This window comes from Actinomadura nitritigenes (assembly GCF_017573545.1).
GTDB classification, from domain to species: domain Bacteria; phylum Actinomycetota; class Actinomycetes; order Streptosporangiales; family Streptosporangiaceae; genus Spirillospora; species Spirillospora nitritigenes.
In genome coordinates this window covers 1-18,574 of record NZ_JAGEOK010000005.1, presented here as the reverse complement: position 1 = coordinate 18,574, position 18,574 = coordinate 1, and the positions used below count along the sequence as shown (strand labels likewise).

Genomic DNA, 18,574 nt, shown 5'->3' with positions numbered 1-18,574 from the left:
AGGGCATTGACAGGAAACCTGTTGAATGTGAACACTGGCCATCAACAGGATTCCTGTCGATTGTGGGGAGCTATGGAACTGGACGGGAAGGTCGTCGTCGTCACCGGGAGCGGGCGCGGCCTCGGCCTCGCCTACGCCGAGGCCCTGGCGGCCGCCGGCGCCTCGGTGGTGGTCAACGACGTGGACCGGGACGCGGTCGACGCGGCGGTCGCGAAGATCACCGCGGCGGGCGGCACCGCGACCGGCGTGGTCGCGGCGGTCGGCGGCACCGAGACCGCCGACGAGCTGGTCGGCACCGCCGTCCGGGAGTTCGGCCGGCTCGACGTGCTGATCACCAACGCGGGCATCCTGCGGGACCGGGTGCTGTGGAAGATGACCGACGACGACTTCGACGACGTCGTCCGCGTCCACCTGCGCGGCACCTTCACCTGCGCCCGCGCGGCGGCGGCGCGGATGCGCGAGCAGGGCACCGGCGGGCGGCTGATCCTCATCTCCTCCCCAGCCGGGCAGCGCGGCAACTTCGGCCAGACCAACTACGCGGCGGCCAAGGCCGGCATCGCGGCGATGGCGCGCACCTGGGCGATGGAACTGGCCCGCGCGGGTATCACCGTTAACGCGGTCGTGCCGGTCGCGGCGACCGAGATGACCAAGACGATCCCCGCGTTCGGCCCGGTCATCGAGGAGTCCGAGCGCACGGGCGAGCCGCTGCCGGCCTGGCTGCGCAGGGACGAGGGCCTCGGCACCGTCGAGGACGTCACCGGCCTGATCGTCTTCCTGGCCTCGGACGCGTCCAAGGACGTCACCGGGCAGGCGATCGGGATCGGCGGCGACCGGCTGGCGCTGTGGGCGCACCCGAAGGAGAAGACGGTCGCGTTCGCCGACGGCGGCTGGAGCGCCGGGGCGATCGCCGAGCAGTGGAGCGCGGGCGTGGGCGCCGAACCCGAGACCTACGGCATGCCCGCGCCGAAGGCACCGGAGGGCTGACATGGCCGACCTCACGATCGACGTCGACGCGCTGACCGCCATCGACGTCCACACCCACGCCGAGATCAGCAAGGACGGGCACGGCTCGCTGAGCCCGGAGCTGTTCGGCGCGTCCGAGGAGTACTTCAAGGCGCACGGGCACCGCCAGCCGACCATCCCCGAGATGGCCGCCTACTACCGCGAGCGGAGCATGGCGGCCGTCGTGTTCACGGTCGACGCCGAGCACGCCACCGGATGGCCGCGCATCGCCAACGAGGAGGTCGCCGAGAGCTGCGCCGAGCACCCCGACGTCCTGATCCCGTTCGCCAGCGTCGACCCGCACAAGGGGCGGGCGGGCGTGCGCGAGGCGCGGCGGCTCGTCGAGCAGTACGGGGTGCGCGGGTTCAAGTTCCACCCGAGCATCCAGGGCTTCGCGCCGAACGACCCGGTCGCCTACCCGCTGTACGAGGCGATCGAGGAGCTGGGCGTCCCGGCGCTGTTCCACACCGGCCAGACCGGCATCGGCGCCGGCGTGCCCGGCGGCGGAGGCATCCGGCTGAAGTACTCGAACCCGATGCTGGTGGACGACGTCGCCGTGGACTTCCCCGAGCTGCGGATCATCCTGGCGCACCCGTCCTTCCCCTGGCAGGACGAGGCCCTCGCCGTCGCCAACCACAAGCCGTACGTGTACATCGACCTGTCCGGCTGGTCGCCGAAGTACTTCCCGCCGCAGCTCGTCCGGTACGCCAACAGCCTGCTGAAGGACAAGGTGCTGTTCGGCTCGGACTACCCCGTCATCACCCCGGACCGCTGGCTCGCCGACTTCGCGAAGCTGGAGATCAAGCCCGAGGTCCGCCCCGGGATCCTCAAGGACAACGCCGCCCGGCTGCTCGGGCTCACCGGCAAGGAGAACGCATGATCACCGTCACCGGTCTCGACGAGATCAAGGCCCTGGCCGGCAAGGACCTCGGCCACAGCCGCTGGCTCGACATCACCCAGGACCGGGTGAACACCTTCGCCGACGCCACCGACGATCACCAGTGGATCCACACCGACCCCGAGAAGGCGAAGGATGGCCCGTTCGGCGCGGCCATCGCGCACGGCTACCTGACGCTGTCGCTGGTCATCCCGCTGTTCAACGACCTGCTCGGCATCCAGGGCACGAAGATGAGCATCAACTACGGCCTGGAGAAGGTCCGCTTCCCCAGCCCCGTCCGCGTCGGTTCGCGGATCCGGCTCGCCGGCCGGGTCGCCGACGTGACCGACGTCCCGGGGAACGGCGTGCAGATGGTCTGCGACTTCACCGTCGAGATCGACGGCGAGGCCAAGCCCGCCTGCGTCGCCCAGGCCGTCTACCGCCACTACGCCTGACCCCCGTCCGGCCCGGCCCCCCGATCGGGCCGTCCGGCCGGCCATCCGCACACGCTGCTCAGCAAGAGGAGTGAAACACCGTGGTGAACGCAGGACTCGGGGGATGGCCGGCCAGGCGGGCCGCGATGTCGCCCGGCCGCACCGCCTTCGTCTACCGGGACCGCCCGACGACGTACGGGGAGGTCCACGACCGGACGGCGCGGCTCGCCGGCCGGCTGCGCGCCGCCGGCGTCGGCAAGGGCGACCGGGTCGCCTACCTCGGGCCGAACCATCCGGCGTTCGTCGAGACGATGTTCGCCGCGCACGTGCTCGGCGCGGTCTTCGTCCCGCTGAACTTCCGGCTCGCCGCGCCCGAGATCGACTACATGCTCGGCCACAGCGGCGCGTCCGTGCTCGTCTACGCCCCCGAATGCGCGCCGGTCGTCCGCGCCGCCGAGCGCGCTCCCGCGACCGTCGTGGCGGTCGGCGAACCGGCCGCGGGAGAGCCCGCCTACGAGGAGTGGGTCGCGGGCGGCGACCCCGCCCCGGCCGACACCGAGGTCGCGCTCGACGACGTGGCGTGCATCCTCTACACCTCCGGCACCACCGGGCGTCCCAAGGGCGCGATGCTCACCCATGGGAACCTGGTGTGGAACTGCTACAACCTGCTCGTCGGCGTGGACGTCGCCGGCGACGAGGTGACGCTGGTCAGCGCGCCGCTGTTCCACGTGGCCGCGCTGAACCAGTGCCTGCTGCCGACGTTCCTCAAGGGCGGATGCTCGGTCATCATGCCGTCCTGGGACGTCGAGGAATGCCTCGACCTCATCGAGCGGCACCGCGTCACCTGGATGTTCGGCGTCACCGCCATGTTCGCCGCGCTCGCGCAGTCACCGCGGTGGGACGGCGCCGACCTGTCGTCCGTCCGCAGCCTGATGTCCGGCGGCGCGCCGGTGCCGCCCTCGCTCATCCACACCTACCAGGAGCGCGGCCTCGTCTTCTGCCAGGGCTACGGCCTCACCGAGACGGCGCCGGGCGCGACGTTCCTCGAAGCCGCCGAGAGCGAGCGCAAGGCCGGGTCGGCGGGGGTGCCGGTGTTCTTCACCGGTGTCCGGTGCGTCCGGCCCGACCTGACGGACGTGGAGCCCGGCGAGCCCGGCGAGGTCATCATCAAGGGGCCGAACGTCACGCCGGGCTACTGGAACGCCCCCGACGCGACCGCGTCCGCGTTCACCGACGACGGCTGGTTCCGCTCCGGCGACGTCGCCCACGTCGACGACGAGGGCTACTTCTACATCGTCGACCGGGTGAAGGACATGTTCATCTCCGGCGGCGAGAACGTCTACCCGGCGGAGGTCGAGGGCGCGATCTTCGAGCACCCGGCCGTCGCCGAGGTCGCGGTGGTCGGCGTCCCCGACGCCCGATGGGGCGAGGTCGGCCGGGCCTTCGTCGTCACCGCCCCCGGCGCCGCCCTGGACCTCGCCGAACTCCGGACGTTCCTCGCCGCCCGCCTCGCCAGGTACAAGATCCCCGTGTACCTGGACGTGGTCGACGACCTGCCCCGCACCGGCTCCAACAAGGTCCAGAAGGCCCGCCTCCGAGGCATCCCCCTCCCGCCCCCCGCCCGCTGACGTGCGGCGAGTCACCGTTATGAAGGGCCTCGTTACGGCGACTCGCCGCAGGTCCAACGAAGGGCGTCGGAGACGGGCTTGGCGCCGCCGTGGGCTGTGTAACCGCCATCGACCGGGATCTCGGCGCCGGTGATGTAGGACGCCTCGTCGGAGACGAGGAACACCACGAGCGGGGCGACCTCGTCCACGGTGCCGGGGCGGCCGAGGGGCGTCTGCGCGTTGTTCGCGTCCCGGAACGCCGCCGGGGCGGACGCGGTCATCGGCGTCTCGATGAACCCGGGGTGGACGGTGTTGACGCGGATCCCGGCGCGTCCCAGCTCCGTGCACGCCGTCGCCGACAGGCCGCGCAGCGCCCATTTGCTGGCGGTGTAGGCGACCGGGTAGTGGCCGGTCAGCCCGGCGGCGGACCCGACGTTGACGATCGACGACCCCGGCGGCATCAGCGGCGCGAGGTGCTGGATGCCGAGGAGGGCGCCGGTGACGTTGACGCGGTGCACCCGCTCCCAGTCCGCCACGGCGACGTCGCCGAGCCGGGCCCGCCAGGTGACGCCCGCGTTGTTGACCAGGCCGTCCACCCGGCCATGGGTCGCGCGGAGCCAGGCGGCGAGACCGGCCCAGCCGGGTTCGGACGTCACGTCCAGCCGCCGGTAGACCGCCCCGTCCGGCAGCGCGGGAGCGTCGTCGGCGAGGTCGGTCGCGATGACGGTCGCGCCCTCGCGGGCCAGAGCCGCGGCCTCCGCCGCGCCCTGGCCCCGCGCCGCGCCGGTGACGACGACGACCTTCCCGGCGACCCGGCTCACGGACGCTCCCGCGTCCGCCTGCGCGCGGCCGGGATCGGGACCGGCGCGGCTCCCCGGACGATCGTGTTGGACACCGTGCCGATGCCCTCGACGGTGAGCGTGACGGTGTCGCCCGGCACCAGCGGCGGCGGGTCCTGCGCGCCGCCGCGCCCCCACAGCTCGGCGAGGCAGCCGCCGTTGCCGCAGGTCCCCGAGCCGAGGACGTCGCCGGGCCGCAGCCGGGCGCCGCGCGAGGCGTAGGCGACGAGGTCCTCGAACGGCCAGCCCATGTTCGACAGCAGGTCCCGCCCGACGACCTCGCCGTTGACCTCGGCGGTCAGCGCGAGCCGCAGGAACCCGTCGGCGTCGCGGTAGGGCTCCAGCTCGTCGGCGGTGACCAGCCACGGCCCGAGCGTGGTCGCGAAGTCCTTGCCCTTGCAGGGGCCGAGCCCGACCCGCATCTCCCGCGACTGCAGGTCCCGCGCCGACCAGTCGTTGAGGACGGTGTAGCCGAAGACGTGGTCGCGGGCCTGCCCGGGGGACAGGTCGGCGCCCGCCCGCCCGATGACGGCGGCGACCTCCAGCTCGAAGTCGAGCGCCCGGCAGCCGGGCGGAAGCGGCACGTCGTCGTGCGCGCCGACCATCGCGTGCGGGTTGGAGAAGTAGAAGGTCGGCGCGTCGTACCAGGCGTCCGGGACGCCGGACGCGCCGTCCACGGCCTTCCGGACGCCCTCGACGTGCTCCTCGAACGCGACGAAGTCCCGCACCGACGGCGGTTCCAGCGGCGGCAGGAGCCGCACGTCCGCGAGCGGGACCGCCGGGCCCGCCGGCTCCGGGACCGAGCCGGCCGCGACGACGTCGAGGAGGACGGTGCCGCCGGGGAACGGCAGCACCCGGTCGCCCTCGACGGCGCCGCAGCGGCGGGCGCCCTGGTGCAGGTACGTGGCGAGACGCATGGGGCTCCTTGCGGATCAGACGGGCGGGGCGACGAAGACGCCGCGGTCGGGGTCGTTGAACGACTCCTTGGCGACGAGCTCGCTCATCGGGTTGGCGGTGCCCCACTGGTCGGTGACGTCGGGGTCGGAGAAGTCGTACAGGTGCGGGTGCCAGGAGTCCTCGTCGAGGGTCTCCAGCTCGGTGGTGTACTCGACGGTGTTGCCGTGCGGGTCCAGGAAGTAGGAGAAGGTGTTGTCGCCCGCCTTGTGCCGCCCCGGCCCCCAGATCATCCGGACCCCCGCGCGCAGCAGCCGGCCGGTGCCGAACATGTACTCGTCCAGCCCCCGCATCTCGAACGACACGTGGTGCAGGGACGTGTGCGGCCCCTTCGCGATCGCCATGCTGTGGTGCTGCGGGTTGCAGCGCATGAAGTGCATGACCTCGCCCATGTGCGGGGACGTCAGCGTGTCGCTGAGCGCGAAGCCCAGGTGCGTCTCGTACCAGGCGCGGGTGGCGTCCAGGTCGGGGGAGTTGAGCACGACGTGCGACAGCCGGACCGGGACCGCCTCCCGCTCCTCCAGCCTGCGGTGCTCGCGGACGGCGACGTCCGCCGACACCTCGACCGTCCGGCCGTCGAGGTCGAAGAACCGGAACCCGTACCCGCCGCCGGGCGTGGCCAGCTTCCCGGGCTCGGCGACGATCGCGACGCCGGCCGTGCCGAGCCGCGCGGCGAGCGCGTCGACGTCGGTGGGCGACGCCGCGCCGAACGACACCAGGTCGAGGCGCTTCTCGTCCGCCTTCCTGAGCCGGACGACGTACTGCTCCGGCGACCCCTCCGCCGCCAGGAACGAGATCCCGGTGTCGCCCGCGACCTCGGTCAGGCCCCAGACGCCCGAGTAGAACGCGTGCTGCCTGCCGTAGTCGGGGACGGCGAGGTCCACATGCCGCAGATGGGTGATGAGGCGGTCGGGCATCAGTGCTCCTTGAGGTCGAAGAGGGCGACGGCGTTGCCGCCGCGCACGGCGTCCAGGTCGGGGCCGGGCGGCAGGGCGGCGCGCAGCCGGGCGAGCGGGTCGTCCACCCCCATGTCGAAGGGATGGTCCGAGCCGAGGACGACCTGCGACGCGCCCGCCGCCCCGATCAGGGCGCGCAGCGCGCCCGGCTCGTAGACGAGCGAGTCGAACCAGATCCGCCGCAGGTAGGTGCTCGGCGGTTCCGCGCAGGCCCGCGCCTCGGGGCGCACCCGCCAGCCGTGGTCGGCGCGGCCGAGGCAGGTCGGCAGGTAACCGCCGCCGTGGGCCGCGACGACCTTCAGGCCGGGGTGCCGGTCCAGGACGCCGGAGAAGATCAGGTGCGACAGCGCGACGGCGTTCTCGGCCGGCTGCCCGACGATGTTGGACAGGTAGTACCGGTCGAGCCGCTCGTCCAGCGTGCAGCCGAACGGGTGCAGGAACACCACCGCGCCGGACGCGGCGGCCCGCGCCCACAGCGGCTCCAGCGCCGGGTCCGACAGCTCGCGGCCGGGGGCGTGCGAGGAGATCTCGACGCCCTTCAGCCCGAGCGACAGCGCGTGGTCGAGCGCCTCGACGGCGAGGTCCGGATGCTGCAGCGGGACGAGCCCGAGCCCGCGCAGCCGGCCCGGCGCCCGCGCGCAGTGCGCGGCGGTGGCCTCGTTCGCCATGCGGAACACCGTGCGCGCCAGGCCGGGCGCGGCCCAGTAGTGGTAGTGCGACGGCGACGGGCTGACGATCTGCACGTCCACCCCGGCGGCGTCCATGTCGGCGAGGCGCGCCTCGATCCGCGTCAGCCGCTCGATCCGCTCGCCGATCATCGTGCCGCTGGCCCGCAGCGACTCCGGGCCGTTGCGGCGGGCGTCCAGCTCCCGGTGCTCGGCGTGCCCGGGCGCGTCGGCGACGGCCTCCTCGATCTGCGGCAGCAGCACGTGCGCGTGCACGTCGACGGTGGGGACGCCCGCGGCCGCCGGGTTCGCTTCGCTCACGGCCTCTCCGACACGATCGCGCTGATGCGGGCCATCAGGCCGGGGACGTCGGCGTCCGGGGACGGACGCATCTGCCACTCCGCGAGCTGTACGGACGCTTCGACGACCGCCTTCGCGCGCTCGAACCGCCGGTCCATGAACGCGTCGAACAGCGCCTGGTCGAGCCGGTCGGCGCCCAGCAGCAACTCGGCGAGGACGGCGGCGTCCTCCAGGCACTGCGCGGCGCCCTGCGCGAGCGTCGGCGGGCACGCGTGCGCGGCGTCCCCGATCAGGACGGTCCGGCCCCGGTTCCACGGCCGGTCCACCAGCAGCGACTCGAACCAGGTGTAGTTGATCCGGTCCGGGTCGGCGATGTCGGCGCGGATCTCGTCCCAGGCGCCGCCGTAGCCCTCGGCGAGCGCGCGCATGTGCGCCGGCTTGTCGGCGTCCGCGACCGACTCGCGGGGCCGCGCCTTCTCCACGAGGTACGCGTACATGGTGCCGGGGCCGGTCGGGCAGTACCCGGCGATGAAGCACGGCCCGCCGTAGACCAGGTCGGTGCGCTCGACGTCCTCGGGACGGCGCGTGTGGATCCGCCAGATGCCCATCCCGGTCGGCTTCGGCGCCGCGTCGACGCCGATCAGCCCCCGCACCGCGGAGCGGATGCCGTCGGCGCCCACGACCAGGTCGTACGTGGCGGTCGATCCGTCGGACAGGTGCGCGGTGACCCGGTCGCCCGTGTCGTCGAGCGCGGTGGCGGTCAGGCCGAACCGGACGGACGCGCCCGCGTCCCGCACCGCCTCGGCGAGCACCGCCGCCAGCTCGGGCCGGTTCATGCCGAGCGTCGCGGGCAGGTCCGGGCCGCCGGTCCGCGCGTCCGGGAACTCCGCGATCAGCGTCCCGTCCGGTGCCCGCAGGCCGAGCACGTCGAACGCGTACCCGGACGCGCTCACCCGGTCCCACACGCCGAGGTCGCGCAGGATCCGCAGCGCGTTGCCCTGCAGGGTGATCCCCGAGCCGAGCGCGCCGGCGTCCGGTTCGATCTCCGCGACGTCCACCGCCACGCCGCCCCGCGCCAGCAGGGCGGCCAGCGCCGAACCGGCCGTGCCGCCCCCGACGATCAGGACGTTCCCGACTGCTGCCATGCCGACCTCACTTCACCGCGATGGGATTGACGGGGGCGCCGACCGCGCCGGTGACCGGGATCGGCCCGGCGGTCAGCCAGAACTCGTGCACGCCGTCGGCCGCGCAGTCGGCCGCGAGCGCGTCCAGGTCCCACAGCTCGCCGATCAGCAGGCCCATGTTCGGGATCGCCACCTGGTGCAGCGGCTGGAACGCGTCGTCGAACTCGTTGGGCCGCACCTCGAACCCCCACGTGTCGGTGGCGATCGCGGCGATCTCGGTGCGGTGCAGCCATCCGGCTGTGGTGAACGACAGGCCGGGCGCGGGACCGCCCGCGTAGTCGCCCCAGCCGTCCCGGCGCGCGCGCGTCAGCTGCCCGGTGCGGACGCACACGATGTCGCCGCGCCCGACCGTCACGCCGTGGGCGTCGATGGCCGCCTGGAGATGCTCCTCGGTGATGGCGAAGCCGTCGGGCAGCTCGCCGTCCTCGCCGGCGACGCGTCCCACGTCCAGCAGGACGCCGCGCCCCGCGACCGGGGCGGCCATGTGCTCGATGCCGGTGACCAGGTCGCCGTCGGAGGTGACGACCTTCTCCGCCGGGCGGCCGTTCCATGCCTTGCCGTGGTCGAAGATGTGGCCGAGGCCGTCCCACTGCGTGGAGCACTGCAGCGGCATCGCGACCACGTCGTCCGCGCCGCCGATGCCGTGCGGGAAGCCCTGGTTGCCGAGCGCCGCGTCCGTCCCGGTGTCCAGCATCGTGTGGACGGGGTTGGTCCGGCGTCGCCAGCCCTTCTGCGGCCCGTCCATGTCGAACCGCTGCGACAGCGAGAACGACGCGCCCCGCCGGACCAGCGCCGCGCCCTCGCGCCGCTTGGCCTCGTCGATGAAGTTCACGGTGCCGAGGACGTCGTCGTCGCCCCAGCGCCCCCAGTTGGAGTACTTCGCGGCGGCCTCGGCGATCGCGCCTTCGGGGTCGGTGCGGTCGAGCATCACGCGCCCTTCACGTCCGCGGGTTCCGCCACGCACAGGTTGCGCTGCGCTCCGAGGCCCGTGATCGAGCCCTCCATGACGTCGCCGGGCCGCAGCAGCCGCCCCCAGTGCATGCCGTTGCCGGCAGGGCTGCCGGTCAGGACCAGGTCCCCGGGCAGCAGCCGCACGGCCTGCGACGCGTACGCCACCAGCCGCGCCACGCCGAAGATCATGTCCTTGGTGGACTCGTCCTGCATGACGTCGCCGTTGAGCCGCAGCGTCACGCGCAGGTCGCCGGGGTCCCCGACGAACGCCGAGGGGACCAGGTACGGGCCGAGCGGGGTGAACGTCGGCGGGTTCTTCGCGCGCAGCCAGTCCGTGCCGATCTCCGGCATGTCCCGGCGGAACACCGCCTCGCGCGCCGTCAGGTCGTTGGCGATCGTGTAGGCCGCGACGTGCTCCAGCGCCTCGTCCGCCGGCACCCGGTACGCCGGGCGGCCGATCACTGCGGCCAGCTCCAGCTCCCAGTCCGGCTTCTCGCACCAGCTCGGGATCACGACGTCGTCGTAGGGGCCGGTCACCGACGAGGGCAGCCCGATGAAGATGTACGGCCGGTCCTCGGCCGCGCGCCGGTCCATCATCGCGGCCGTCTCCTCGCGCACCTGCTCGGCGGGCCGCCCGCCCTCCGGCTCGTGCGCCACCGCGAGGTCGATGACGTGCGTGCGGTAGTTGGCGCCCGACTGCAGGATCTGCCGCGGCTCGACGGGCGCGTGCACCGCCAGCCCGTCGAGCGGCAGCCGCTCGCCGCCGGACTCCGACGCGGCGTGCAGCAGCGGGAGGGCGTCGTCCCAGCGCTCCAGCAGGCCGCGGGTCGTGGCCCCGCCGCCCGGCAGGCCCGGGACGGTGCGCAGGTCCAGGACCCGTCCGTCCCGGACCAGGCCCGCGAACCGCGGGCCGCCGCCGCTGGAGAACGTGCCGACCGCGAAGGGGCCGGACGGATGCGCGTGATCTTCCACGGGGTGTCCTCTCGATGTCTGCCCTAACCTTGGGACACCGGAGGTAGATCTGGGAAATCGATTCCTCGGATGGCTTCCATCGACCGGATGGATAGGTGGACCCGTGAACCTGGCGAGCCTCGACCTGAACCTCCTCGTCGCGCTGCGCGCGCTGCTCGAGGAGCGCAACGTCACCCGCGCCGGCCGGCGCATCGGGCTCAGCCAGCCCGCCACCAGCGCCGCGCTCGCGAGGCTCCGCCACCACTTCGCCGACGACCTGCTCGTCCGGACGGGCAACGCCTACGAGCTGACCCCGCTCGGCACGGCGCTGGTGGTGCCCTGCGCGACCGCGTGCGGGCTGCTGGAGCGGCTGTTCACCAGCCGCGCCGAGTTCGACCCGGCCACCGAGCGGCGCGAGTATACGATCATCGCCTCCGACTACGCCGTCGCGGTGTTCGGCGCCGCGCTCGCCCGCGCGCTGCACGCCGCCTCGCCCGCGTCCAGCCTGGTGTTCCAGCAGGTCGGCCCGGAGATCGCGGAGAACACCGACGCGACGCTCAGCGCTGTCGACGGGCTGCTGATGCCGCACGGGGTCGTCAGCGGCCTCCCGACCGTCGAGCTGTACCGCGACGAGTGGGTCTGCGTGGTCGCCGCCGACCATCCCGACGTCGGCGACGGCCTCACCATGGACGACCTCGCCCGCCTGCCCTGGGTCGTCTACCAGCGCCCCTACGACGCGCCGGCCGCCCGCCAGCTCGGCATGCTCGGCCTCGAACCGCGCGTCGAGGTCTCGGTGCAGAGCTTCCAGCTGCTGCCGAGCCTCGTCGCGGGCACCCGCCGCGTCGCCCTCATCCAGCGCCGCCTCGCCGAGCTGCTCGCGCCGATCGCCGACGTCCGCGTCCTGCCGTGCCCGTTCGAGGCGGTGCCCGTCCAGGAGGCGCTGTGGTGGCACCCCGTCCACACCCAGGACGCGGCCCACATCTGGCTCCGCGAGACCGCCGCGCGCGTCGCCGCCGGCCTGGGCGCGCTCGACCCGGGCGCGGAAGGCGCCCGGGCGCCCGGCGCGTGACACCATGCCCCCATGGACGGCCGGGGGCCCGGCCCTCCTACCATCGACGTGGCAATCCCGCTGCGGGGGCGAGGACATTGGTGAACGAGGACGACCCGGGCCGGCGCCCGGCGGGCATGCTGGAGGACGCCGTGCTGGCCGTCCTGTGGGAGGGCGCGCGCCCGATGAGCCCCGCCGACGTGCAGGCCGTGCTGCCCGGCGCCCCCGCCTACACGACGGTGATGACCACGCTGGCGCGGCTGGCCCGCAAGGGGCTGGCGAGCCGGGAGCGCGCGGGCCGCGGGTTCGTGTACTCCGCGGCCGTCGACGAGGCCGGCCACACCGCCGCCGCGATGAACGAGCTGCTGCGCCGCCGCCGCGACCGCGCCGCCGTGCTCGCCCGGTTCGTGTCCGAGCTGGAACCCGAGGACGAGGAACTGCTCCAGCGGCTGCTGAGCGAGGGCGGCGAGGGCTGAGGTCCGGCCCCGCGGGAGGGGCTTCTCGATCCCCCCGTCCGGACGCACCGCCCGCCGTCGCGGGCGAGGGCGCCGGTCGGGGAGTTTCCGCCGGGTCCGGGGTATATCCCCGGGCCGGGCGCGGTGCGCCCGGCGCTTACGTTCCGATTACCCGGAGACTTCTACTATCGCGGTAGTAGATGTCGGACCAGGAGCGAGGGCGGTGGAGCCGATGCCACCCGAACCCGACGTGACCGTCGTGGTGATCGTCTACAACGACGCGTCGCGGCTGGCCCGCGCCGTCCGCTCGGCGCTCGGGCAGTCGCTGCCCGGCGTGGAGGTCGTGATCGTCGACGACGCGAGCACCGACGCGACGGCCGCGGTCGCCGCCCGGCTCGCGGCGCGGAACCCCGGCCGGGTCCGCGCCTTCACCCTGCCGGTGAACTCCGGCGGCTGCGGACGGCCGCGCAACATCGGCCTCCGGCACGCCAAGGGCCGCTACGTGATGTTCCTCGACAGCGACGACACCCTCGACCCGCACGCCTGCCGGAACATGGTCGCCGCCGCCGACGACTCCGGAGCCGACCTCGTGTCCGGCCGCTGCGTCCGCGTCCTGCCCGACCGCGAGCACTCCTGGTACGCCCGGCTCTACCGGGAGAGCGCCGTCTACGACGGCATCCTGGACAACCCTGACCTCCTCTACGACACGCTGGCGACCAACAAGTGCTACCGGCGCGAGTTCCTCGACCGCGCCGGGCTGCGCTTCGCCGACCGGCTGCACTACGAGGACCTGCTGTTCAGCGCCGAGGCCTACCTCGCCGCGAACCGGATCGCGGTCATCCCGCACCGGGTCTACAACTGGCTGGTGGACCCGCGGGGCGGCACCCTGTCGATCAGCAACCGGCGCGCCGAGCTGAGCGGCTTCGCCGACCGGCTGGAGATCCACCGGCGCATCGACGCGGCGCTGCGCGCGCACGGCGCGGACGAGATCGCCCTCGTCAAGGACGTCAAGTTCATCAACCACGACCTGCTGCTCTACCTGCGCGAGCTGCGCAGCCGCGACCCCTGGCACCGCGAGGCGTTCGCCGGGCTGGCCCGCCCCTACCTCGAACGGCTGGACGACGCCGTGTTCGAGAAGGCGGAGAAGATGCCCGCCATCGCCGCGCTGATGGTCCGCGAGCGCGACATCGAGGCGGCGATGGCCGCCGCCGACCAGGCGCCGAGGGGCGGCGGGCGGCCCGTCCTGTCGATCGCCCCCGCCGAGCGGGACGGCCGGATCTACTGGACCGGCGACCACCTCGGCACCGCGTCGGCCCGCCGCGTCCTCGACATCACCGGCCTCGGCGTGCACTCGGCGCCGCTGTCCGAGCTGGTCCTCGGCGGCCGGGTCACCGCGATGCGCCGGGACGGCAAGGCGCTGCGCATGTCCGGCACCGTCGTCAACCCGCTCGGCCGCATCCCCGAGGACGCCGAGCTCGGCGGCCGGCTGGAGATCCGCGACCGGCGGCGGCCCGGCCGGGCGTTCGACGTCCCGGCGACCGTGCGCCGCGAGAACGGCCGGATCGCGTGGGAGACGGTCTTCTTCCCCTCCCACGCGATCCGCCCGATCGGGCTGGTCGACCAGACGTGGGGCCTGTGGCTCCGGCTGACGGCCGGCGGCACCCCCGTCGAGGTCCGGCTGACCTCGGAGGGCACCGCGCACTGCGACCTCGCCGTGCCCGTCCGGCCGCGCCTGGGCCGCGCGGCCGGCGACCGGCTGGAGGCCTACGTCGCCCCGACCGGCGAGCTCGCGCTGCGGATGGCGGCCGGGCGCTGGCCCGCCCGCGTCACCCTGCCCGCGCTGCGCCGGGTCGCCCGCACGGGCGCCGGGCGGCGCTGGTGGCGCCGGTTCGTCCTGGCGGAGCGCCGGCTGCGCGAGCGGTTCGGGTCCCGCCGGACGAAGATCGCGGTGTTCAACCGGGTGCTGGTCCGGCTCCCGGTCAGCAAGGGCACCGTCGTGTTCGAGAGCCGGCACGGCGCCCGGTACTGCGGCGATCCCAAGTATGTCTTCCGGGCGCTGCGCGACAGCGCCGCCCCGTACCGGGCGATCTGGTCCTACCGCGACGACCGGCGCGGCTTCCCCGACGACGCGCTGCTGGTCAAGCGCGGTTCGTGGGCCTACTACCGGGCGCTGGCCCGCGCCGAGTTCTGGGTCGACGACCAGGGCCTGCCCGCCGGGCTGGTGAAGCGCCCGCAGACCACCTACGTTCAGATCCCGCGCGGCCCGGCCCCGCCGCCGCCGGACGGACCGTCGGACGGGCAGGGCAGGCCCGCCGCCCACGACCGCGCCGATCATCTCGTCGTGCGGTCCGAGCACGACGTTCCCGCCCCGGGGGCCGGCGCGGGCCCCGAACCGCTCCGGGTGGGCTGCCCCCGCAACGACCCGCTGATCACCGGCGGCGACCCGCACGAACTGGCGGCGCTGCGGCGGCGCCTCGGGCTGAGCGGGGACCGGCGCTACGCGGTGCTGTACGCGCCGGCGCTCCGGACCGGCGCCGACGACCGGCCCGCGCGCTCCCTGGAACTCGCGTTCCCGCTGGAGCGGTTCGTCCGGGAACTCGGCGGGACCCACGTCCTGCTCGTCCGCCCGCCCCGCGCCGGGAGCGCCGTCATCCCGCCCGGCATGGACGGCACCGTGATCGACACCACGGCCGTCCACGACGCGACGCTCCTGATGCTGCTGTCCGACGCGCTGGTCACCGACGAGGCCCCGATCATGTTCGACTACGCGCTGCTGGACCGGCCGATGGTCTTCTACACTCCGGACGGTGCGCGCCGCCGGAGCGCGGCCGGTGACCGCGGCGGCCTCCCCGCGCCGGTGCCGGGACCGGTCGCCGAGGACGAGGACGGGCTCCTGGCCGTCCTCGGCGACCTGGACGGCGTGCGGAGCGGGCACGCCGCCGCACGCCGCCGGTTCACCGAGCTCCACGGCGAGTACGACACGGGCACCGCCGCCAAGGCGGTGGTCGAGCGGTTCTTCGTCGGCGGGGGACGATGACCGGCGATCCGCTGGTGTACTACCGGCCTTGTAGTAGAAAGAGACCATGCCGACCGCAGTGAACGCACCGCCCCGGACGGGGAGCGCCGACGGCGCCGTCGCCTGGGTGACGGCGGTCGCGCTGGCGTTCACCGCCGCGCAGCTGCGCTTCGTCCCGGCCGGCATGACGCTCGGCGCCGGCGAGGTCGGCAACGTGTGGCAGGCCCGCAGCGGCGACCCGGGCGCGTTCCTCGACGTGTCGCGCGGGCACGCGACCGTCGCGCTGGTCGCCCCGGTCGTCCAGGCGACGTCCTCCACCGCGGCGATGCGGATCTACCTGGCGGTCGCCTCCGGCGCGGGCCTGTTCGCCGCGCTGTGGGCGTGGCGGCCCCTGCACCGCCCCGAGGCGCTCGCGGGCGCGGGCGTGCTGTTCGGCGGGCTGTGGGCGGCGCAGCTCTACGGGTCCCAGGCGATGCCCGACCTGTGGTGCGCGCTCGGGGCGCTCGCCGCGGTCGGCTGCCTCCTGCGGGTCGCCCGCGACCGGCAGGACTACCCCGCGATGCTCGGGCTGACGGCGAGCCTCGCGCTCGTCGCGGCGATGCGGCCGTCGCAGGCGCTGTGGCCGGCCCTGCCGCTGTGCGCCGCCCTGGCCGTCGTCCCGGCGTGGCGGCACCGCGAGGCGGTGGTCAGCGTCCTGGCCGGGCTGGTCCTGGACGTGACGGCGTGGCTGGTGCACGAGCACGGCGGGTCCGGGTCGGAGCCCGTCCAGCGCGCCCAGCGGGCGGCGGCGCGCGGGTCGGGATGGGTGGACGGATGGCCCGGCTGGTCGGGCTTCGCGGCGGTGGCGGTGTTCCTCGCCGTCGGCGGGCTGATGGCCGCGTCCGGCGGGCGGCGGCCCGGCAACGCGCTGCTGCCGATGGCCGTCGCGGCGTGGATGCTGGTGCCGGCGGCGCTCGCCGGTCCGGGGACGGCGGCGGGCTTCCTGCTCACCGCGGGCGCCCTGGCGGCCATGCCCGCCGCCGCGGGCTGCGTGCGGGCGCTCACCCGGGCGCGGCGCCGGCCGCTGGCGGCGGTGCTCACCGCCGGCTGCCTGGTCGCCCACCTGGCGGTGCAGAACGCGGCGCTCGACGCGGTGACCGACGCCGCGGCGGCGCCGCCCGGGCACGCCGCCGGCCAGGGCGCGCACGGGTCCGGAGCAGGGGACGTTCGAGCGGACGGGGCGGAGAGTGACACCTTCCGGAGCTGATCAGGACGCGGCCCGCGAGGGGACGGACGCCCCGGCGCGACGCGGCGGCGCGACCCCGCGCACGCCCGGCCCGCCGCGCCGGCCCGGTTCCGCGCGCACGCCCCGTTCCCCGCGCGCGGCGCTCGCGGCCCTCGGACGGGCCCTGTCGGCGGAGGCGTCGGCGCCGCGCGTCGTGCTGGGCACCGCGGTCGCGGGCGCGGTCGTCGTCCTCGCGCTCATGCACCGGGTCGCGCTCGACGCGGGCAGTGAGAGCCTGATGGGCGCCGACCGGGCCTGGCTGCTGGTCGCCGCGCTCGCCACCGCCGCGATGTGGTGCGTGGGCACCGTCACCCAGCTCGGCTCGATGCCGGTGCGCCCCCCGGTCGGCCGGCTGTTCGCGGTGCAGGTCGCCGCGTCCTTCGCCAACCAGCTGCTGCCCGCCGGGTCCGGCGGCATCGCGATCAACGTGCGGTTCCTGCGGCGCTGCGGGCTGACCCGGGGCGCCGCGATGGGCTCGGTCGGGCTGAACTCGCTGGCCGGGCTGGTGACGCACCTGCTGCTGCTCGCGGTCGCCGTCGCGGGCGTCCCGTCCGCGCTCGGCATGCTGGGGGAGCGGCACTGGCCGCGCCCCCGTGAGGTCGCCACCGCCGTGGCCGGGAACCCGTGGATCGAGGGCGGTCTCGCGGCCGCCGTCGTCGCCGCGGGGGTCGCGCTGGTGTGGCTGCGCCCGGCCCGCTTCGCGCGCGCCCTGCGGTCCCGCGCCGCCGCGGGCGGGCGCCAGCTGCGGCACGAGCTCGCCGGGCTCGGCGCGGTCCTGCGGCACCCCGGGCGCGCCACCGCGCTGTGGCTGGGCTCGCTGTCCTCGCCGCTCCTGCACGGCCTCGTGCTGTTCGCGGTGCTGCGCAGCCTGTCCGTCCCGATCACGGTGACCAGCGTCGTCGTGGTCTACCTCGTGGTCTCCTCGGTCTCGGCCCTGGTGCCCTCGCCCGGCGGCATCGGCGGGCTGGACGTGGTGCTGGTCGCCGGGCTCGTGTGGGCGGGCGTGCCGTCGGCCGCCGCGCTCGGCGCGGTCGTCGGGTACCGGCTGATCACCGTCTGGCTGCCGCTGCTGCCGGGCGCCTGCGTGTTCGCCGTCCTGCTGCGCCGCCGGATCATCTGACCGCCCGCGCGGACCGTCCCTTCGCCGGCCCACACCAGGCCGGTCGCGAGGACCGCCGCCGCCGTCACCGCCATCCCGGCCACGACGTCCAGCAGGTAGTGGTTGGCGGTCGCCATGACGACGAACGCGGTCGTCGCAGGGTACAGCGCCGCCAGCCAGCGCGCCCGGTGGCGGCGCAGGAGCGCGACCGCCACCGCCACCACCCACGTCGCCCAAGCCAGATGCAGCGACGGCATCGCCGCGTACTGGTCGGCGGGCACCGGGCCGCCGTGCGTGGTCCCGAAGCCGGCGAGCGCCACCGAGTCGGCGAACCCCGCTCCCGGCAGCAGCCGCGGCGGCATCACCGGCAGGACGAAGAAGACCGTCATCCCGGCGAGGTTCGTGAGGACGAGGGCGTTGCGCGCCGGCCGGTAGAGGTCCGCCCCGGCGATGTAGCACCAGGCCAGGACGGACAGCGTGACGCCGATGTGCGCCCGCTGGTACCACTCCACGGACGCCCACGCCGTGCCGTGGTGCCCGGTCAGCCACCTGTTCAGCCCGAGCTCGACGTCCAGGTGCAGGTCGCGTTCCACGCCGAGGACGTCCCGTCCGTGCGCGAGCGCCGCACCGCGCCGCGCGTCGGCGAGCGAGCGCACGTAGTCGTAGACCTTCAGCAGCACCAGCACGATCAGCACCTCGCCGATGAGCCACGGCCTCTTGCGGCGCGGCCTCGCGGCGGCTCGCGGGCCGGCGCCGTGCGCCGCGGGGCGCGGGAGCAACGCGCGGACGGTTCAGCCCACCCTTCTCTCGGGCCGCCCGTCGGGCGCCCTGTCCAGCCGTTCGATGGCCAGTCCGTACAGGTCCTCGGTGCGGCGCAGCACGCCCGGCCAGGTCACCGGCGGCTGGACCGCGCGGGCACGGGCGGTCATCCGGGCCCGCAGCGCCTCGTCGGACGCCAGCCGCACGATCGCC

Annotated in this window: 17 protein-coding genes and 1 pseudogene; 9 read left to right on the top strand and 9 right to left on the bottom strand. The window is 74.7% G+C overall.

Features of this window, described 5'->3' with window-relative positions; all coding sequences use genetic code 11:
* Window positions 1-72: 72 nt before the first annotated feature.
* The 4 genes from J4557_RS08190 to J4557_RS08175 all read left to right on the top strand — a co-directional run bounded on the left by J4557_RS08190 (window position 73) and on the right by J4557_RS08175 (window position 3,941).
* Window positions 73-984 (top strand): SDR family oxidoreductase, encoded by a 912-nt coding sequence (locus tag J4557_RS08190; RefSeq protein WP_208265834.1) that lies wholly within the window; start codon window positions 73-75, stop codon window positions 982-984.
* 16 nt (window positions 985-1,000) lie between these two features.
* A complete protein-coding gene (locus J4557_RS08185) occupies window positions 1,001-1,882 on the top strand; it encodes an amidohydrolase family protein (RefSeq protein ID WP_307799592.1) in 882 nt (293 codons plus the stop codon).
* A complete protein-coding gene (locus tag J4557_RS08180; protein ID WP_190868470.1) occupies window positions 1,879-2,334 on the top strand; it encodes a MaoC family dehydratase in 456 nt (151 codons plus the stop codon). The genes J4557_RS08185 and J4557_RS08180 overlap by 4 nt, the downstream gene beginning before the upstream one ends.
* A gap of 80 nt (window positions 2,335-2,414) precedes the next feature.
* Window positions 2,415-3,941 (top strand): acyl-CoA synthetase, encoded by a 1,527-nt coding sequence (locus J4557_RS08175; protein ID WP_208265832.1) that lies wholly within the window; start codon window positions 2,415-2,417, stop codon window positions 3,939-3,941.
* A 32-nt stretch (window positions 3,942-3,973) separates the two neighbouring features.
* Here the strand turns inward: J4557_RS08175 and J4557_RS08170 are convergent, their stop codons facing one another.
* The 7 genes from J4557_RS08170 to J4557_RS08140 are packed head-to-tail and all read right to left on the bottom strand — an operon-like array spanning window position 3,974 to window position 10,741.
* Window positions 3,974-4,741, bottom strand: a complete 768-nt coding sequence (locus J4557_RS08170) for an SDR family NAD(P)-dependent oxidoreductase (protein WP_208265831.1) — start codon at window positions 4,739-4,741, stop codon at window positions 3,974-3,976.
* Window positions 4,738-5,676, bottom strand: coding sequence for a fumarylacetoacetate hydrolase family protein (locus J4557_RS08165; RefSeq protein ID WP_208265830.1), 939 nt, complete (start codon window positions 5,674-5,676; stop codon window positions 4,738-4,740). The genes J4557_RS08170 and J4557_RS08165 overlap by 4 nt, the downstream gene beginning before the upstream one ends.
* Before the next feature lie 15 nt (window positions 5,677-5,691).
* Window positions 5,692-6,630: a VOC family protein gene (locus J4557_RS08160; RefSeq protein ID WP_208265829.1), complete on the bottom strand. Its 939-nt coding sequence runs from the start codon at window positions 6,628-6,630 to the stop codon at window positions 5,692-5,694.
* Window positions 6,630-7,655 (bottom strand): amidohydrolase family protein, encoded by a 1,026-nt coding sequence (locus J4557_RS08155; protein WP_208265828.1) that lies wholly within the window; start codon window positions 7,653-7,655, stop codon window positions 6,630-6,632. The genes J4557_RS08160 and J4557_RS08155 overlap by 1 nt, the downstream gene beginning before the upstream one ends.
* Window positions 7,652-8,779 (bottom strand): FAD-dependent monooxygenase, encoded by a 1,128-nt coding sequence (locus J4557_RS08150; protein ID WP_208265827.1) that lies wholly within the window; start codon window positions 8,777-8,779, stop codon window positions 7,652-7,654. The genes J4557_RS08155 and J4557_RS08150 overlap by 4 nt, the downstream gene beginning before the upstream one ends.
* A 7-nt stretch (window positions 8,780-8,786) precedes the next feature.
* Entirely contained in the window at window positions 8,787-9,746 is a 960-nt protein-coding gene (locus J4557_RS08145) for a cyclase family protein (RefSeq protein ID WP_208265826.1), read from the bottom strand.
* Entirely contained in the window at window positions 9,746-10,741 is a 996-nt protein-coding gene (locus tag J4557_RS08140; protein ID WP_208265825.1) for a fumarylacetoacetate hydrolase family protein, read from the bottom strand. Before J4557_RS08140 ends, J4557_RS08145 begins: the two co-directional genes overlap by 1 nt.
* A 103-nt stretch (window positions 10,742-10,844) precedes the next feature.
* Here J4557_RS08140 and J4557_RS08135 point away from each other — a divergent pair, with 103 nt between their 5' ends.
* From J4557_RS08135 to J4557_RS08115, 5 genes are all read left to right on the top strand, one after another.
* Window positions 10,845-11,789: a LysR family transcriptional regulator gene (locus J4557_RS08135; RefSeq protein WP_208265824.1), complete on the top strand. Its 945-nt coding sequence runs from the start codon at window positions 10,845-10,847 to the stop codon at window positions 11,787-11,789.
* A gap of 80 nt (window positions 11,790-11,869) precedes the next feature.
* Window positions 11,870-12,244, top strand: a complete 375-nt coding sequence (locus tag J4557_RS08130) for a BlaI/MecI/CopY family transcriptional regulator (RefSeq protein ID WP_307799535.1) — start codon at window positions 11,870-11,872, stop codon at window positions 12,242-12,244.
* A gap of 211 nt (window positions 12,245-12,455) precedes the next feature.
* Window positions 12,456-15,260: a bifunctional glycosyltransferase/CDP-glycerol:glycerophosphate glycerophosphotransferase gene (locus J4557_RS08125; protein WP_208265823.1), complete on the top strand. Its 2,805-nt coding sequence runs from the start codon at window positions 12,456-12,458 to the stop codon at window positions 15,258-15,260.
* 46 nt (window positions 15,261-15,306) lie between these two features.
* Window positions 15,307-16,485 carry a hypothetical protein gene (locus tag J4557_RS08120; protein WP_208265822.1) on the top strand — a complete coding sequence of 393 codons (1,179 nt, stop codon included), beginning with the start codon at window positions 15,307-15,309 and terminating at the stop codon, window positions 16,483-16,485.
* Window positions 16,466-17,623, top strand: coding sequence for a lysylphosphatidylglycerol synthase transmembrane domain-containing protein (locus J4557_RS08115; RefSeq protein WP_208265821.1), 1,158 nt, complete (start codon window positions 16,466-16,468; stop codon window positions 17,621-17,623). Before J4557_RS08120 ends, J4557_RS08115 begins: the two co-directional genes overlap by 20 nt.
* Before the next feature lie 59 nt (window positions 17,624-17,682).
* Here J4557_RS08115 and J4557_RS51575 read toward each other — a convergent pair.
* Window positions 17,683-18,195 (bottom strand): annotated as a pseudogene (locus J4557_RS51575) (phosphatase PAP2 family protein); the annotation flags it as partial.
* A gap of 198 nt (window positions 18,196-18,393) precedes the next feature.
* The coding region (locus tag J4557_RS08110; protein WP_208265820.1) for a hypothetical protein at window positions 18,394-18,574 on the bottom strand (181 nt) is incomplete at its 5' end.

Bases quoted from the DNA above. Each gene is read 5' to 3' on its own strand.
- J4557_RS08145 (WP_208265826.1), bottom strand. From the start codon at position 9,746: ATGCTCGACCGCACCGACCCCGAAGGCGCGATCGCCGAGGCCGCCGCG.
- J4557_RS08180 (WP_190868470.1), top strand. From the start codon at position 1,879: ATGATCACCGTCACCGGTCTCGACGAGATCAAGGCCCTGGCCGGCAAG.
- J4557_RS08150 (WP_208265827.1), bottom strand. From the start codon at position 8,779: ATGGCAGCAGTCGGGAACGTCCTGATCGTCGGGGGCGGCACGGCCGGT.
- J4557_RS08120 (WP_208265822.1), top strand. From the start codon at position 15,307: ATGCCGACCGCAGTGAACGCACCGCCCCGGACGGGGAGCGCCGACGGC.
- J4557_RS08125 (WP_208265823.1), top strand. From the start codon at position 12,456: ATGCCACCCGAACCCGACGTGACCGTCGTGGTGATCGTCTACAACGAC.
- J4557_RS08190 (WP_208265834.1), top strand. From the start codon at position 73: ATGGAACTGGACGGGAAGGTCGTCGTCGTCACCGGGAGCGGGCGCGGC.
- J4557_RS08165 (WP_208265830.1), bottom strand. From the start codon at position 5,676: ATGCGTCTCGCCACGTACCTGCACCAGGGCGCCCGCCGCTGCGGCGCC.
- J4557_RS08160 (WP_208265829.1), bottom strand. From the start codon at position 6,630: ATGCCCGACCGCCTCATCACCCATCTGCGGCATGTGGACCTCGCCGTC.